Annotated in this window: 12 protein-coding genes, 1 tRNA gene and 1 other RNA gene; 10 read left to right on the plus strand and 4 right to left on the minus strand. The window is 68.9% G+C overall.

Annotated features, from left to right (window positions below):
• Positions 1-16: 16 nt before the first annotated feature.
• Positions 17-109, plus strand: a tRNA-Ser gene (locus tag K5L01_RS02720).
• Positions 110-1,004: 895 nt separating this feature from the next.
• Here K5L01_RS02720 and K5L01_RS02725 read toward each other — a convergent pair.
• Positions 1,005-3,071 (minus strand): TonB-dependent receptor domain-containing protein, encoded by a 2,067-nt coding sequence (locus K5L01_RS02725; RefSeq protein WP_250061713.1) that lies wholly within the window; start codon positions 3,069-3,071, stop codon positions 1,005-1,007.
• Between the two features lie 641 nt (positions 3,072-3,712).
• Between K5L01_RS02725 and ssrA the strand changes: the two genes are divergently transcribed.
• The 6 genes from ssrA to K5L01_RS02755 all read left to right on the plus strand — a co-directional run bounded on the left by ssrA (position 3,713) and on the right by K5L01_RS02755 (position 10,057).
• Positions 3,713-4,066: a transfer-messenger RNA gene (ssrA, locus tag K5L01_RS02730) on the plus strand.
• Positions 4,067-4,700: 634 nt separating this feature from the next.
• On the plus strand, positions 4,701-5,087 hold the full coding sequence (locus K5L01_RS02735; protein ID WP_250061716.1) for a DUF2946 family protein: 387 nt from the start codon (positions 4,701-4,703) through the stop codon (positions 5,085-5,087).
• A 63-nt stretch (positions 5,088-5,150) separates the two neighbouring features.
• Positions 5,151-7,292: a TonB-dependent receptor family protein gene (locus K5L01_RS02740; RefSeq protein WP_250061718.1), complete on the plus strand. Its 2,142-nt coding sequence runs from the start codon at positions 5,151-5,153 to the stop codon at positions 7,290-7,292.
• 55 nt (positions 7,293-7,347) lie between these two features.
• The gene (locus K5L01_RS02745) at positions 7,348-7,761 is read left to right on the plus strand and encodes a copper uptake system-associated protein (protein WP_250061720.1); all 414 of its coding nucleotides are present in this window, start codon (positions 7,348-7,350) and stop codon (positions 7,759-7,761) included.
• A complete protein-coding gene (locus K5L01_RS02750; protein WP_250061722.1) occupies positions 7,745-9,025 on the plus strand; it encodes a PepSY-associated TM helix domain-containing protein in 1,281 nt (426 codons plus the stop codon). Before K5L01_RS02745 ends, K5L01_RS02750 begins: the two co-directional genes overlap by 17 nt.
• 450 nt (positions 9,026-9,475) lie before the next feature.
• Complete coding sequence (locus K5L01_RS02755; RefSeq protein WP_250061725.1) at positions 9,476-10,057, plus strand: hypothetical protein; 582 nt, start codon at positions 9,476-9,478, stop codon at positions 10,055-10,057.
• 4 nt (positions 10,058-10,061) lie between these two features.
• On the opposite strand, the gene smpB is transcribed toward K5L01_RS02755, so the two are convergent.
• Entirely contained in the window at positions 10,062-10,565 is a 504-nt protein-coding gene (gene smpB / locus K5L01_RS02760) for an SsrA-binding protein SmpB (protein WP_250061727.1), read from the minus strand.
• A 52-nt stretch (positions 10,566-10,617) separates the two neighbouring features.
• Here smpB and K5L01_RS02765 point away from each other — a divergent pair, with 52 nt between their 5' ends.
• Positions 10,618-11,046 carry a type II toxin-antitoxin system RatA family toxin gene (locus K5L01_RS02765; RefSeq protein WP_250061730.1) on the plus strand — a complete coding sequence of 143 codons (429 nt, stop codon included), beginning with the start codon at positions 10,618-10,620 and terminating at the stop codon, positions 11,044-11,046.
• Between the two features lie 5 nt (positions 11,047-11,051).
• Positions 11,052-11,309: an RnfH family protein gene (locus tag K5L01_RS02770; RefSeq protein WP_250061732.1), complete on the plus strand. Its 258-nt coding sequence runs from the start codon at positions 11,052-11,054 to the stop codon at positions 11,307-11,309.
• 13 nt (positions 11,310-11,322) lie between these two features.
• Here the strand turns inward: K5L01_RS02770 and K5L01_RS02775 are convergent, their stop codons facing one another.
• Complete coding sequence (locus tag K5L01_RS02775) at positions 11,323-11,718, minus strand: outer membrane protein assembly factor BamE (protein WP_250061734.1); 396 nt, start codon at positions 11,716-11,718, stop codon at positions 11,323-11,325.
• A 106-nt stretch (positions 11,719-11,824) separates the two neighbouring features.
• Between K5L01_RS02775 and fur the strand changes: the two genes are divergently transcribed.
• Positions 11,825-12,232, plus strand: a complete 408-nt coding sequence (gene fur, locus K5L01_RS02780) for a ferric iron uptake transcriptional regulator (RefSeq protein WP_250061736.1) — start codon at positions 11,825-11,827, stop codon at positions 12,230-12,232.
• Between the two features lie 95 nt (positions 12,233-12,327).
• On the opposite strand, the gene recN is transcribed toward fur, so the two are convergent.
• Positions 12,328-13,992, minus strand: coding sequence for a DNA repair protein RecN (recN, locus tag K5L01_RS02785; RefSeq protein WP_250061739.1), 1,665 nt, complete (start codon positions 13,990-13,992; stop codon positions 12,328-12,330).
• Positions 13,993-14,048 lie beyond the last annotated feature (56 nt).

Raw genomic sequence — 14,048 nt, forward strand, 5'->3', positions numbered from 1 at the left:
CCAGGAAAAACAGATTGGAGTGATGCCCGAGAGGCCGAAGGGGCTCCCCTGCTAAGGGAGTATAGGGTCAAAAGCTCTATCGAGGGTTCGAATCCCTCTCACTCCGCCAAGTGCACGAAAACCCCTGGTTTCCAGGGGTTTTTCGTTTCCGGGAGACGGGCCGGCGGTCGCGTCGCAATGCTTCGGCAGGCGGTCCGTGGCGTCCGCCCGCGCACCTGCTTGCCGCACCGTTGTGGGTTCCCCTGGCAGGGCATGGGCCCGGCAAGCCAGCATGCCGATGCTGATGGTAGGCGTGCGGTGAATCAGCCGTGCGTGGGGCTCCATGCATACCTTCCGCATCTCCGCATGACATCAGGCGCGTGGGCTCTCAGGCCACGGAAGACCTCCACCGTGCCATGCCCACGGCAGTGCCTGTGGCGATGGGGCGCCGTTCAAGCCTGGACGCCGTGCGCGGCGTCGCAGTCCATGCCATCGGCGTCCCGCTGGAACGCGTAGTGTCGGAAGCCGGCCTTCCCTGAAGGCGTGCGTCGTCGTGATGCCGGCCCTGCACGGTGGCCTGGCAGGGGACGAGGGACGCCGGGGGTGCAAGCGCGGCCTCGGCGGCGCGGCAGTGCGGGGAACAGGCGGCACGGCTGGCCCGTCCAGCAGGTGCGCCCTGTCCGAGCCCATTGGAGCGGGGGTGTCATCGGGTGCGGGCTTTTCCGCAGCCGCGTGTGCCGTCGTGATGCCCGCAGCCGTATCGGCAGCCGGGCGGAGGCACGGGAGTACAAGGGGACGCTGCTGGTGCATGCGGCGGGGGACGGCGGAGCAGGCTGCTCCGCCCACCTGTGGGCCGTGGCATGCCCACGACAGTGCGGCGGGCAGGAAGGACTGGTCAGGATGGGGTGCGCGGCACGCGGAATGCAGCGGGCCCCGTGTGCTTGGGACACACGGGGCCCGTCGAACCTGCTGCAGGGGGCTGCCGCGGGCAGGGGGCGATGCCCGCCTGCCGCGGTCGCCGGTCCTCAGAAGCGTGCGGTGCCGCCCAGGAAGAAGGTGCGCGCGCCGCCATCGAAATTGTTGCCTTCCTCCAGCGTGGAGACGTCGCCCAGGTTGAGCACGCCGGCGCGCAGGCTCAGGTGTTCATTGACGTCGTAGCGGGTGACCAGGTCCCAGGTGGTGTAGGCCTTGGCGAAAGTGGAGGTCGCGGTGGAGACCAGTTGCTTGCCGATGTGCTGGGCGCTGAGGTTCAGCGACCAGTCGTCGGACACGCGCCAGTCCAGCGAAGTGTTGGCGGTGAGCTTCGGCACGACCAGGAGGTTGGCACCGGTGGTGCGGTTCTTGGATTCCAGCATGCGGGTGGCGTTGGTGGTCCAGCTCAGCTGCTCGTGCAGCGGCACGGTGATGCTGGCCTCGACGCCACGGGTGCGCGCTTCCTGGATGTTCTGCGCCACCGTCCACCAGAAGCCGTTGACGAAACTGGAGTTGTAGCCGGCGATGTCGCGCAGCGGCACCTGCTCGATCTTGTCCTCGAAGTCGGTCAGGAAGTAGGTCGCCGACAGCGACCAGTCATTCTGGTCGAAGCCCACGCCGATCTCGTAGTTGGTGCTGGTCTCGGGCTCGAGGTTGGGGTTGCCGGCCATGTAGCAGCCGGTGGTGCCGTCGGCATTCACCTCGCGGCTGCTCCACCCCTCCACGGTCAGGCTGGAGCAGCCGTTGCCGCGCGACTGCGTCGCCGCGCCGGCGGTGCCCTGCTTGAGGTTGGGGGCACGGAAGCCCTTGGACACGCCGCCACGCACCGTCCACGCATCGGAGGGATGCCAGACACCGTAGATGCGCGGGCTGAGGTTGTCGTCGTAGTTCTCGGTGTTGTCCCAGCGCAGGCCCAGCGTGAGGGTGAAACGGTCATGCAGGGCGATGTGGTCTTCGGCGAACAGCGCCCAGGAATCGGCTTCGTTCTTCGGGCTGATGCGGTTGCTGCCGGTCCAGGTCACCGGGACGGTGCCGATGGTGTCGCGGTTCTCCAGCTCCTCGCGCTTCCACTGGCCGCCGACGTTGAGCCGGTGCTCGAAGCCCCAGTGGAAGCCGGTGTTGAAGGCGGTGTCGAACACGGTCTCGCGGGAGTGGTTGCCGACGTCGCTGTCCTTGTCCTCGTAGTCGTTGTAGACGAGGGTGGTCTTGGAGGTCGACGCATCGCCATAGCGGCCATCATGGCTGACGACGTAGCCGGTCTGCACCAGCTTGGACAGCCCCCAGGCGCTGACCGCACCGGTGCCGCTGTTGCGCTGGATGCCGCGCGAGGCCTCCACGCCCAAGGTGTGGTTCTCGCCGAGCTGCCAATTGAACAGGGCGTTCACATTCTCGGCCTTGCTGCCCGGGGTCTGCTTGGCGAGCCGGTCCGATTCGCGATCGGTGACGTTGGCGCCGATGCGTACGCCCAGGTTCTCGGTCAGCGGACCGCTGAACAATGCGCCCATCTGCATGGTGTCGCCACGGCTGGAGGCGTCGGGCTTGCTGTAGTTGTAGGTGACCGAGCCGCCCCAGTGCGGAGCGATCTTGCGGGTGATGATGTTGATCACGCCGCCCATCGCGTCGGAGCCGTACAGCGAAGACATGGGGCCGCGGACCACTTCGATGCGCTCGATCATGTCCGGGGACAGCCAGTTGAGGTCCTGCGGGCCCAGGTCGTCGCGGTAGTTCACGCCGGAGGAATTGCCCTGGCGGCGGCCATCGATGAGGATCAGGGTGTACTGCTCGGGCAGGCCGCGCAGGCGGATCTTGGACTGTGCGCCGGACAGGGCATAGCCGCCGGTCACGCCCGGCACCTTGCTGAGCAGCTGGCCGATGCTGGTGACCGGCTTGCGCTCGATCTCCTCACGGGAGATGACGCTGATGCTGGCCGGTGCGTCCTTGATCCACTGCTGGGCGCCGGTGGCGGTCACCACCACGGTATCCATCTGCCGGGCGTCGGGCGCATCGCCTGAGGCATCGGCCGAGGCATCGGCCTGCGCCTGCATCGAGAACAGGGCCAGGCCGATGGCGGCGGTCAAGGTGGGAACGGAACGGAAAGAGGGACGGAACAGGTTGGACATCGAGCAGTACTCCGGAGGAAAAAAGTGAGTCCGCTGGCGATGGCTGGGACTTCCGTGTGGGATTTCATTAAACGCAGGTAATAATATCGCGAATCATTCGTATTTGTGTCGATTGTGTGGCAGTTGTGACATCCGGGGGTGCGTGGCCGGTGAAGAAGCGGCAAACAGCGCTTGAAGGCCGGTGGCCCTCGGGAAGAGCGGGAGGCGGGCAACCGCGGGTCCAGCGGGAGCGGCAAAGGCCGCGGGTTCCGGACAAGCCGTCGGATCGGCACGTCCCAAGGTGTGTATGCACAGCGGAATGCGCAGCCGCCGCGCTGTGCGCTGTGACCGGCTGAGGCGGCGAGGGCGGCATGCTGTCGGGGCTGGGAAGGTCTCCGTAGATCGACAGGCCCTATCGGCGGAGCCGCGGGTGAGAGCGGCGGCCGGGGTATCGCGTCGTCGCCGGTCGCGGTGATGGGGAGGCGACAGGCGAGGCGTGGCAGGCGGCCCCCCAGGCGCGTGTGTCGACCCTATGAGGGGCGGCGTGGGGCCTTTGCCAAGCTCCCCCGTGACCATTCAGGTGATTCCCTGTAGCATGCTGGCTCGCAAGCGGGGTTCCGGTCGGCTTGATCGCCGGAACTCTTGCAGCTCGACGTCCTACCGGGGGTGCACTGGTTTCGACGGGGGTTGTGAAGTCGCTTGGCGCATGCCGAGGGGGTAGCTTTCCTCGTAAATCCAGCTGCAAAACTCATAGTTGCCAACGACGACAACTACGCTCTGGCCGCTTAAGGCCTAAGCCCCGAAACAGCTTGTGTCCGTGCTCGCTGCGTAGGGTCATCATCACGGAATCGCATGGGGTGGCTGCCCGCCAGCTCCAAGCTAGATAAAGCGGGCTGGTTCCGGGATGCGCTTTGCACGCCGTGCTGTCCCGGGGCGAGATTCAACGGCGAGCTAAGCATGTAGTGCCGGGGATGGAGTGCCTTCGGACGGCGGTTCAATTCCGCCCACCTCCACCATAAAGCGGGCCGTATCGGCCCGGATCAGGCCGGGAACCCCGTTGTACCAAGGGTTCCCGGCCTTTTTTGTGTTCCGCCTGGTCCAGGGCCGTCCGTTTCAATCCGTGCGACGGGGAGGGTACAAGGTGGGGTCTCTGGGGTGCGCCCCGAATCGATACCCCCAGCCATGCCTCTGTCCGATGCCGCGATCCGCCGGGGGACGCGCGCCGAAAGGCCTCCGAAGCTGTCCGGTGATGGGGGCCGGTAAACCCGGGCGGCTCCAAGCTGAGGCGCTGGCCCCGATCCGTCCTCGGGGCGGGGGACATGTTGGGGTCCGGTAGCGCAGAGCACGAATGGATATGCCTGTTGCTCCTGTGCCGGGACACGGTCAGCGGTCGAGGCCCACTAGCGGCCGGTCGCCTGCAACGGGTGGTCAAGGCCAGCAGTTGGAGAACGCCGGCCGCATCGGCTCGGCGCAGGCAGCCATCGCAGGTGCCCGTGGTCCGTTCAGCGGCGTAAAGGCAGTGCGGCATGCGGCGGGCTTGCTCCTTGAACGGGGCAGGAGCACGCCGCCTGCGGGTCCCCTGGCAGGGCAGGCGCGCCCGGAAATCGCTAGTATCCGCGCATGCTCCGCTCAACGGCCTTGGAACGAATGATGGCGCGGCTGGCCTTCGTGGCCATGCTGCTCATCGCGTTCGCGCCGGCGGCCAGTCAAGTCTTGATCAAGCGGCATGACGTGCCCCAGGTGGCCCTGCAGGCCGTGGAGATGTGCACCGCGGCCGGCTTGCAGACCCAGCTGGTGAGCAGCTTGTCCGGCGACATGCACGGACACGACGCTGCTTCCATGCCACAGCATCATGACGATGATGCCCTGTGCGAATACTGCAGCGTGGTCATGCCGCTGCCGCTGCTGCTGCTGCTGTTGTGCGGCTTGCTGGCGCTGTCGCCGGTAGCGCCGGCCTTCCGGCCCCGCCTGGCCGTTCCACGGTTGTTCCGCAACCAGCGCAGTCTCGGCGCACAAGCTCCGCCCCGCCTGGCCTGAACCACAAGCCCTCTCGAATTCAGCGTGGCCGTCCGGCCGCGCCCTTGTGCTTTGGAGCCAATCATGTTGATTTCCCTGCGCGCGATGCGCCATGCATCGCGCCTGTCCGTGGCCGTTTCCGCCGCGTTGGTCCTTCCTTTCCCTGCATTCGCCGAGACCGCCCCGAGCAAGGGGGGCGGGGCGGCGTTCACCGACCTGGACAAGGTCCAGGTGCATGGCCACCGGGATGCCGTCGAGGCCGAGCGCGCCCAGACGCCCGGCAACGTCAACGTGGTCGATGGCGAGACCTTCTACGCACGCTCGGTCAACAACATGGCCGACTCCTTGCGCTACGTGCCGGGTGTCTGGGCCGAAAGCGGCACCGGCGGCGACGGCATCTTCCTCTCCAGCCGCGGTTCCAACCTGGATGCGACCGACTACGACAACAACGGCGTCAAGGTGTTCCAGGACGGGTTGCCGGTGACCACGGCCGACGGCAACAACCACAACCGCTTCCCCGACCCGATGGCGGCGCGGCGTGTCGTCGTGGCCCATGGCGCGAACGCACTGACCTATGGCGCAAGCACCCTCGGCGGCGCAATCGATTTCATCAGCCGGACCGCCCGCGACAGCGCCCCGCTGGAGGTGTTCGTCAATGCCGGCAGCTTCGGCCTGGTCAGCGGCCGACTGACGGCGGGTGCTGTGGCGGGCGACCTCGATGGCCAGTTGACGGTGGAGAGCAAGGCGCGCGACGGCTACCGCGAACACGGCCGCGAGAGCCGGACGGGGGTCTACGCCAACGGCGGCTGGCGGGTGTCGGACGCACTCGATCTGCGGGTCTTCGCCACGCATGTGGACAACGACCAGCAACTGGCCGGCGCATTGACCCGCGCCCAGTTCGACGCCGACCCGCGGCAGGCCGACCCGTCCGCGGTCACCGGCAACTACCAGTTGAATGTCGTGACCAGCCGGCTCGCGGCCAAGGGAACGTGGAACATCGATGCCGATCGCCGCCTCGAGTTCGGCCTGTCCTACGAGGACCAGGATCTCTACCACCCGATCGTGGACAAGATCATGGTGGACATCGATGGCCCCGGGCCGATGGAGCCGGTGGAGGTGTTCAGCCTGCTCATGAACACCGGCCAGAAGACCTGGGCGGGCATGGCCCGCTACCACCTGCGCGCGGGCGACCACGACGTGCTGGCCGGGGTGAACCTGGCCGATACCCGGGAGCGGGGCGGCCACTATCGGAACGATGGCGGTCGCCGCAACGGCCTGCGCGCACTCGTGGACAACCGTTCCCGGAGTATGGAGCTGTTCCTGGTGGACCGCTGGATGTTCGCCACGGACTGGACGCTGGTCTACGGCGCCCAGGGGGTCGTCACTCGCCGCGACGTGCGCAACACCGACGTGGCCAGCGGCGCGTTGAGCCATCCCAAGGCCGACTATTCCTCGTTCAATCCCCGCATCGGCGTGATCCATGCCCTGGGCCGGGGCAACGAGGCCTACGCCAGCCTCAGCCGCCTGTACGAGGCGCCCACCACCTTGGAGATGCAGGACGACGTGCGTGGCGGCGACGCCACGCTCGACGCCATGCATGGCGGCGTGGTCGAGGTGGGGCTGCGCGGCAGCCGGCCCGAATCGACCGCGCACCCGGCCTGGCATTGGGACGTGGCGGCGTATTACGCCCGGATCCGCGATGAAATCCTGTCCATCGACGATCCGCTGGCTCCGGGCACCAGCCTGTCGACCAATATCGACCGCACCACCCATGCCGGCCTCGAGGCCCTGGTCGGCGCCAGCATCCCGTTCGCCGGCGGTGTGCACCGCATCGAGCCGCAGGTCAGCGCCACCTGGAACGCGTTCACCTTCGATGGCGACGCGGTCTATGGCGACAACGACCTGCCGGCCGCGCCGCGCTACGTCGTGCGCGGCGAGGTGCTGTACCGCAATGACGACGGCTTCTTCGCCGGCCCGACCTTCGACCTGGTGGGCGCGCGCTACGCCGACTTCAGCAATACCTACCGGGTGCGTTCCTACAGTCTGCTCGGGCTGCGGGCGGGTATCGAGCGCCCGCGCTGGGAGCTGTTCGGCGAACTGCGCAACCTGACCGACAGGACGTACGTGGGCACCCTGGGCGTGCGTGACGTCGCCACCGAAGGCGACGCGATCCTGCAGGCCGGTGCGCCGCGTTCGGTCTACGCCGGCTTGCGCCTGAAGTTCTGATCCTCCCGACCCGGAACCGGAGAACACTATGAAACTGCATCACTACATAGCCGGCGTGCTCGCGATCCTGCTGGGCGCATGCTCTGCGCCTGCCGGCGACGCCGACCAGCAGGCCATCCTGGCGCGGATGCATGCGACGTGGGATCGCCCCGAAGCGCCGCTGGATGCCGGCCCGGTCGTCGTCGAAGGCGACCATGCCGTGGTCGACTGGACCCAGGGCCCGATGGGCGGACGTGCCCTGTTGAAGCGCCGGCACGGCGAGTGGATCACCGTGCTGTGCGCCGGCGACGGCATCCGCGATGCCGAGGGCCTGGCGGCGACGGGCATGCCCGCCGCCGTCGCCGGACGTTTGGCAGCGCGCCTTGCGCACGCCGAGACGCAGGTCGCGGCCGAACGCCTGGCACGGATGTCGGCCTTCACCGGCGTGGTGCGGATGGACGCGGGAGACGCCGATGGCCGGCACCATTGAAACGGCACGCCGCCACGATCTGCGCCGCCGGGCATGGCGCTGGCACTTCCTCGCCGCCCTGCTGGTGATCCCGTTCGTGCTGTGGCAATCGGTCACCGGCACGCTCTATCTGTGGTCGGAGGCCTGGGTGGATCAGCGCCACCCGGACCTGCGGTTCGTCGCCCCCGACCCCCACCGGGTATCGCTCGATGTCCAGGTGCAGGCCGCCCGCGACTACATGGGCGACGCCCGCGTCGACAACGTGCAGGTACCGGCCGATTCCCGGCGCAGTACCCAGGTCATGTTCACCGACGCGCGTGGCCTGCCCGTCGCCGTGTTCGTCGATCCGCGGCATGGCGGACTGCTGGGGCGCCTGCAGGGCGCGGCCTGGCCGGTGGGGTGGAGCCGCGGCCTGCACGGGGGCTGGCCCTTGGGCGATGCCGGCAGCTGGCTGTTGGAGATCGGCGCCTGCTGGACGATCGTGATGGTGTTCACCGGGCTGTACCTGTGGTGGCCGCGCGATGGCCGCGGCTGGCGCGCCTTGTGGCCCCGCCTGCGCAGCGGCGGCTGGGTCTTCTGGCGCGACCTGCATGCCTGCGTGGCGGTGTGGTTCGCGTTGCTGATCGTGCTGTTCCTGTTCACCGCGTTGCCGTGGACCAGCTTCTGGGGCGGTCGGGTATTGGGGCCGGTACAGCAGCGGCTCGGACAGCAGGCGCCGGCGGCCGCCGGCTTCGCGCCGGTGTTCGCCGGCAGTGGCGCCGAAGGGGTGGCCAGCCTGCAGCAGATGCTCGACACCGCCCGCGCCCGCGGCTTGAACGGTGATCTTTCGCTGTTGATGATCGAGGGGCCGCCGGGGTCGGCGGTGTCGCTGCGCAGCATCGAACCCCGTGCCTCGGATGATCGCTTCCTGCTGTTCGACCGTGCCGATGCCGCGCTGCTGGACGAAACCGATGGCGCGCGCTTCCCGCTGATGGCCAGGGCGGTCGCCACCGGGGTGAAGATCCACCAGGGTGATTACTTCGGCCGGTCCGGGCCATGGGTCAACACCGGGTTTGCAGCGGCATTGACCTGGCTGTGCGTCACCGGCGTGTTCGCCTGGTGGCGACGCAAGCCTGCGCAGGCCTTGGGGATGCCGCCGAAACCGCGGGCACCGTGGCCGTGGTGGCTGCGCCTGACCGCGCTGGTCCTGTTCCTCGCCCTGCCATTGCTCGCGCTGTCGGCCGCCTTGGTGTGGTTGGCCGACACGACGTGGACGAAGGCCTTCCCACCTCGAGCGGCGCCCTGAGCCGGGGAGCATCCCGTGTCCGGCAGTCCTTCTGGAGACAGGTGCACTGGAAGCCATGCGGTTGAGCCTTTCCCTGCTGCTGCCGGTCACCTGTGCCCGGCATGACCCCCAGGGCGGGGGGGATCTGCTTATGTCCATGCCCTGGCCTGGTATCGGCCGGGCAGGCCGGCCTCCATCGGGCGAGGCCGCCCCGCGGGCCTGGGGCACTGCCGGACGGCGGGGCGTGTGGTTGCGCATCCACGGCCTGCCGGCGGCTGCCGCTGACGGGGCGACGGCCGGATTGGCGGGAAAGGGAGGGCGCAGGCGGCCGGGACCCGGGCAGGGGCGCCGGCGACGGCCGCCGGCATGTGCGTGGGGGCGGATGGTCGACGGCGGCCCGCCAGTGTTGCTACCTTTTTACGACATGGGGTCGTCGACCATGCCTGCCTTCCCGGATGAAATGGATACCCGATGCATTCCTGCCGGTCATACCGCCTCAAGGAGCTGGCCGCCGCGGTCGGCCTGGAGTTCCGGCGCCGCCGCATGCCTTCCGGCGCCGCCTGCATGGCGATGCTGGTGGCCATCGGCTGTGGCCTGTTCGCGGTGCAGGACGGCATGCGGGCACTGGCCATCCTGACCCTGGCGGTGCTCTGCCACGTGGTGGCGGGCGGGTCCGCACTGGTCCCGGTCAGGCGTGCGGGCCTGCTGTTGATGCTGCTGCTGTCGGTGTCGGTGCTGCTGGACGCGGCACCGGGGGCGGCGGGCGAGGACCTGGCGGTGTGGACGGCGCTGTTGATCGGCACGCTGCAGATGCTGGGCTATGCGAGGCGGGTGATGCAGCTGTCCTGCCAGCTCCAGGCCGTGGTCGATTCGGTGGAGGATGCCGAACTCATGGCGCTGCTGCCGCCGGACGTCGTGCCCGATGCCCAGCGCTGGATCGCCGGCGACCAGCGTGTTGCCGGCCGCCTTGCCCTGCTGGTGCCGCTGGCGGCTCTGCACCTGGCCCTGGGCCGGTGCGGGGCCGGCCGTGGACGGGTGTCGATCGCCGGCTGACGGTTCAGGCGTTGCGGTTGTGGGCGCGCAGGGCGCGCTGTTTCTCGCGGGCCCAGTCGCGGTCCTTGGCGGCATCGCGCTTGTCGTGCGCCTGCTTGCCCTTGGCCAGGGCGATCTCCAGCTTGATCCGGTTCTTGCTCCAGTACATCGCGGTCGGCACCAGAGTGTAGCCGTCGCGCTCGACCCGCCCGATCAGCTTGTCGATCTCGCGACGGTGCAGCAGCAGCTTGCGCTGGCGGCGGTCCTCGGCGACGGTGTGGGTCGAAGCCTGGATCAGCGGGGTGATCTGCGCACCGATCAGGAAGATCTCGCCGTCCTTCACGTAGGCGTAGGCATCGGTCATGTTGCCGCGCCCGGCACGGATGGCCTTGATCTCCCAGCCCTGCAGCACCAGCCCGGCCTCGTAGCGCTCTTCCAGGTGGAAGTCGTGGCGCGCGCGCTTGTTGAGCGCGATGGTTTTGTTGGCCTGCGCGCTCTTTGCTTTATCCTTAGCGGGTTTCTTGCTCATCGCCGTATTGTCTCCGATTCGGAGGCGTTCCGAACATCCATTCGTATTCCCTATGCCTACCATCCGCCGCAGCGCGCTGGTCGAACGACCGGCCCAGCACATGTTCGACCTGGTCAACGATGTCGCGGCCTATCCGCGGCGTTTCCGCTGGTGCGAGGCGGCGCAGATCCTGGAGGAGGGGCCGGAGCGGCTGGTGGCGCGCCTGGACCTGGGCCTGGGGTCGTTCCGCACCTGGTTCATGACCGAGAATGCGCTGCAGCGCCCGGACCGCATCGACATGCAGTTGAAGGACGGTCCCTTCAAGCGCCTGCACGGGCGCTGGCAGTTCCAGCCGCTGTCCGACGGTGCCTGCAAGGTCAGCCTGGAGCTCGAGTTCGAGCCGACCTCGCGGTTGCTGGGGCCGGCGCTGGCGCTGGGTTTCCAGGGGCTGGCCGACCGCATGGTCAATGATTTCGTGCGCGTGGCCGAGCAGGGCGGCTGAGCCCCGTGCGCGTGGAGGTGGTACTGGCCTGGCCGGAGCGCTGCCTGCGCCGCGAGCTGGTGGTGGCCGAAGGATGCACCGTGGCCGAGGCCGTCGCGGAGGCGGCGCTGGAGACCGGCGGGGGCGTGCTGGCGCTGGCCGTGCATGGCCAGCTGGTCCGGCCGCAGCAGCGCCTCCGGGAAGGCGACCGCATCGAACTGCTCAGGCCGCTGCTGGCCGATCCGAAGGAGAACCGCCGCCGGCGCGCGCGCGCCGGCGATTGACGGAAGGTCCGGTTCAGCGCCCGCCGCGCTTGTTCTTGTCCTTGGCCAGGTTGCGGCCGAACTGGCGCACGCTCTTCTTGGCCAGTTCCGCGTCCTGGTTGGGGAAGTACTCGCCTTCCCAGCGGGTGACCCGGTCGTTCTCGAAGAACACGGTGAAGTTCTTCACCTCGGTCTTGCCCAGGCGGTTGACCCGCTGGCTGGAGGTGTAGTCCCAGCGCTGGGCGTGGAACGGGTCGGGGATCGAGGGGGTGCCCAGCAGCGCGTTGACCTGCTGCTTGCTCTGCCCGGCCTGCAACTGCGCCACGGACTCTTCGTGCAGCAGGTTGCCCTGGTAGATGGGCTGCTTGTAGATGATTCCGCAGCCGGCGGTGGACAGGGCGACGGCGGCGATCAGCAGGAGGTTGCGCATTGGGACTGGCGATTGAGGAAATCACGGCGATGATACACACTCACCGGCACCCAGCGCGATCTGACCGGAGGGAACTGGCGTTAAACCGCCAATGAACACGATGGCCATGGAATCCAATGAGCTGCGCAAAGCCGGCTTGAAGGTCACGCATCCGCGGATGCGCATCCTGGCGCTGCTCGAACACAGCACGCCGCACCACCACATGACTGCCGAGGACATCTACCGGCAGCTGCTCGATTGCGGCGACGAGATCGGGCTGGCCACGGTCTACCGGGTCCTGACCCAGTTCGAGGCCGCCGGGCTGGTGCTCAAGCACAATTTCGAGGGCGGCCAGGCGGTGTACGAGCTGGACCGCGGGGGGCACCACGACCACATGGTGGACGTGGACACGGGTAAGATCATCGAATTCGAGAGCCGCGAGATCGAGGAGCTGCAGAAGAAGATCGCGACCGAGCACGGCTACGATCTGGAAGAGCACTCGCTGGTGCTCTACGTCCGCAAGAAACGGCGCTGACTGCATCGCGCGGGCGCGCCATCCGGCCTGCGGGCCTCCCGCCATGGGTCCGGGGGGGGGGCGCCGCGCCGGGGCGGAGCGCGATCCGGGCGCGGTCAGCGTTCGGTCAGCAGCCGCCGTGCGGCCGCACGCGCCTCGCGGCTGACCTCGGCGCCGCCGAGCATCCGCGCGAGCTCCTCTTCGCGGGCCCGGGCGTCGAGCCGCTCCACGGCACTCTGGGTTATGCCCTCCACCGGCGCCTTGCTCACGCGGTAGTGCGCGTGGCCCTTGGCGGCCACCTGGGGCAGGTGGGTGACGCACAGCACCTGGCGGTGCTCGCCCAGTGCGCGCAGCTTGCGCCCGACGATGTCGGCGACCGCGCCACCGATGCCCGAGTCGACCTCGTCGAAGACCATGGTCGGTACCGCGTCCAGGCCCAGCGCGGCGACCTCGATGGCCAGCGAGATGCGCGACAGTTCGCCGCCGGACGCGACCTTGCGCAGGGCCCGTGGCGGCTGCCCGGCATTGGCGGCGACCAGGAACTCGGCCCGCTCGGCGCCGTTGGGGTCCGGTCGCGGCTGCGCCTGGGGCTCCAGCTCGATCAGGAACTGGCCGCCGCCCATCCCCAGCTCCTCGATCAGCGCCGTGGTGGTCTGCGACAGCCTGCCGGCCGCGCTGTGGCGGCTGGCGCTCAGGGCGGCCGCCTGGGCGACCCAGTGTGCGGCCGCGGCCTCGATCTCGCCGGCCAGCCGCGACAGCCGTGCGTCGGTGCCCCGCAGCTGTTCGAGTTCCTCCTCCAGGCGCTGGCGGGTCTCGTCCAGCGCTTCCATCGGCACGCGGTGCTTGCGGGCCAGGTCGTGCAGGCGGCCGAGGCGCTGCTCGGCCGCCTCGAAGGCGGCCGGGTCGCTGTCCAGGTCGTCCTGCACCCGGTCCAGTTGCGCCAGCGCCTCATGCAGCTGGATGCCGGCGCTGTCCAGCATGCCGTCGATCTCGCCCAGCCGGCTGTCGTGCTCGCTGACCCGGGACAGCTGGTGGCGGACCTGCTGGAGCAGGCCGAGCAGGGAGGCGTCATGGTCGCCGTTGAGGGCATGGCCGGCATGCCGGCAGGCTTCGATCAGCGCCGTGGAGTGCGCCTGGCGCCGGTGGCTGGCGGTCAGCGCGGCGAGCGAGGCCGGTTCCAGGTCCTCGCGCTGCAGCTCGCCGAGCTGGTGCTCGAGGTAGCCGATGCGGTCCGAGACGTCGCCCTGGCGCGACAGGGTCTCGCGCTCCTCGTTCAGCCGCTGCCAGCGGCCCGCGGCGTCGCGCACGGCATCGCGTTCGGCGCCGTTGCGCGCGAATGCATCGAGCAGCTGCAGCTGGCTGGGGCGCGACAGCAGCGCCTGCTGTTCGTGCTGGCCGTGGATCTCCACCAGCGTCGCCGCCAGCTCGGCCAGCTGCGATACCGGCGCCGGGCGGCCATTGATGAAGGCGCGCGAGCCACCGTCGGCGCGGATGACCCGGCGCAGCTGGCACTGGTCGCCATCGTCCAGTTCGTTGTCGCGCAGCCAGCGGCGGGCCGGGGCCTGTTCGTCAAGGTCGAATTCGGCCGAAAGCTCGGCGCGGCTGGCGCCATGGCGGACCACGCCGCTGTCGGCCCGCTGCCCGGACAGGAAGCCCAGGGCATCGACCATCAGCGACTTGCCGGCGCCGGTTTCGCCGGAAACCACGGTCATGCCCGGCCCGAACTCCAGCTCGGTGGCGCGGACGACGGCGAAATCCTTGATCGAAAGGTGTCTGAGCATGGCAGGTAGGGAAAGGGGCCGGGCAAAGCTAGCATGCGAGCGGCGCAGGTCAATGC

This window comes from Stenotrophomonas mori, assembly GCF_023556335.1.
Taxonomy (GTDB): domain Bacteria; phylum Pseudomonadota; class Gammaproteobacteria; order Xanthomonadales; family Xanthomonadaceae; genus Stenotrophomonas; species Stenotrophomonas mori.

What these genes read in the sequence shown, in the direction of transcription:
- K5L01_RS02765 (WP_250061730.1), top strand. Translation starts at nt 10,618, where the DNA reads ATGCCTACCATCCGCCGCAGCGCGCTGGTCGAACGACCGGCCCAGCAC.
- K5L01_RS02725 (WP_250061713.1), bottom strand. Translation starts at nt 3,071, where the DNA reads ATGTCCAACCTGTTCCGTCCCTCTTTCCGTTCCGTTCCCACCTTGACC.
- K5L01_RS02775 (WP_250061734.1), bottom strand. Translation starts at nt 11,718, where the DNA reads ATGCGCAACCTCCTGCTGATCGCCGCCGTCGCCCTGTCCACCGCCGGC.
- fur (WP_250061736.1), top strand. Translation starts at nt 11,825, where the DNA reads ATGGAATCCAATGAGCTGCGCAAAGCCGGCTTGAAGGTCACGCATCCG.
- K5L01_RS02755 (WP_250061725.1), top strand. Translation starts at nt 9,476, where the DNA reads ATGCATTCCTGCCGGTCATACCGCCTCAAGGAGCTGGCCGCCGCGGTC.
- K5L01_RS02750 (WP_250061722.1), top strand. Translation starts at nt 7,745, where the DNA reads ATGGCCGGCACCATTGAAACGGCACGCCGCCACGATCTGCGCCGCCGG.
- K5L01_RS02740 (WP_250061718.1), top strand. Translation starts at nt 5,151, where the DNA reads ATGTTGATTTCCCTGCGCGCGATGCGCCATGCATCGCGCCTGTCCGTG.
- smpB (WP_250061727.1), bottom strand. Translation starts at nt 10,565, where the DNA reads ATGAGCAAGAAACCCGCTAAGGATAAAGCAAAGAGCGCGCAGGCCAAC.
- K5L01_RS02735 (WP_250061716.1), top strand. Translation starts at nt 4,701, where the DNA reads ATGGCGCGGCTGGCCTTCGTGGCCATGCTGCTCATCGCGTTCGCGCCG.
- recN (WP_250061739.1), bottom strand. Translation starts at nt 13,992, where the DNA reads ATGCTCAGACACCTTTCGATCAAGGATTTCGCCGTCGTCCGCGCCACC.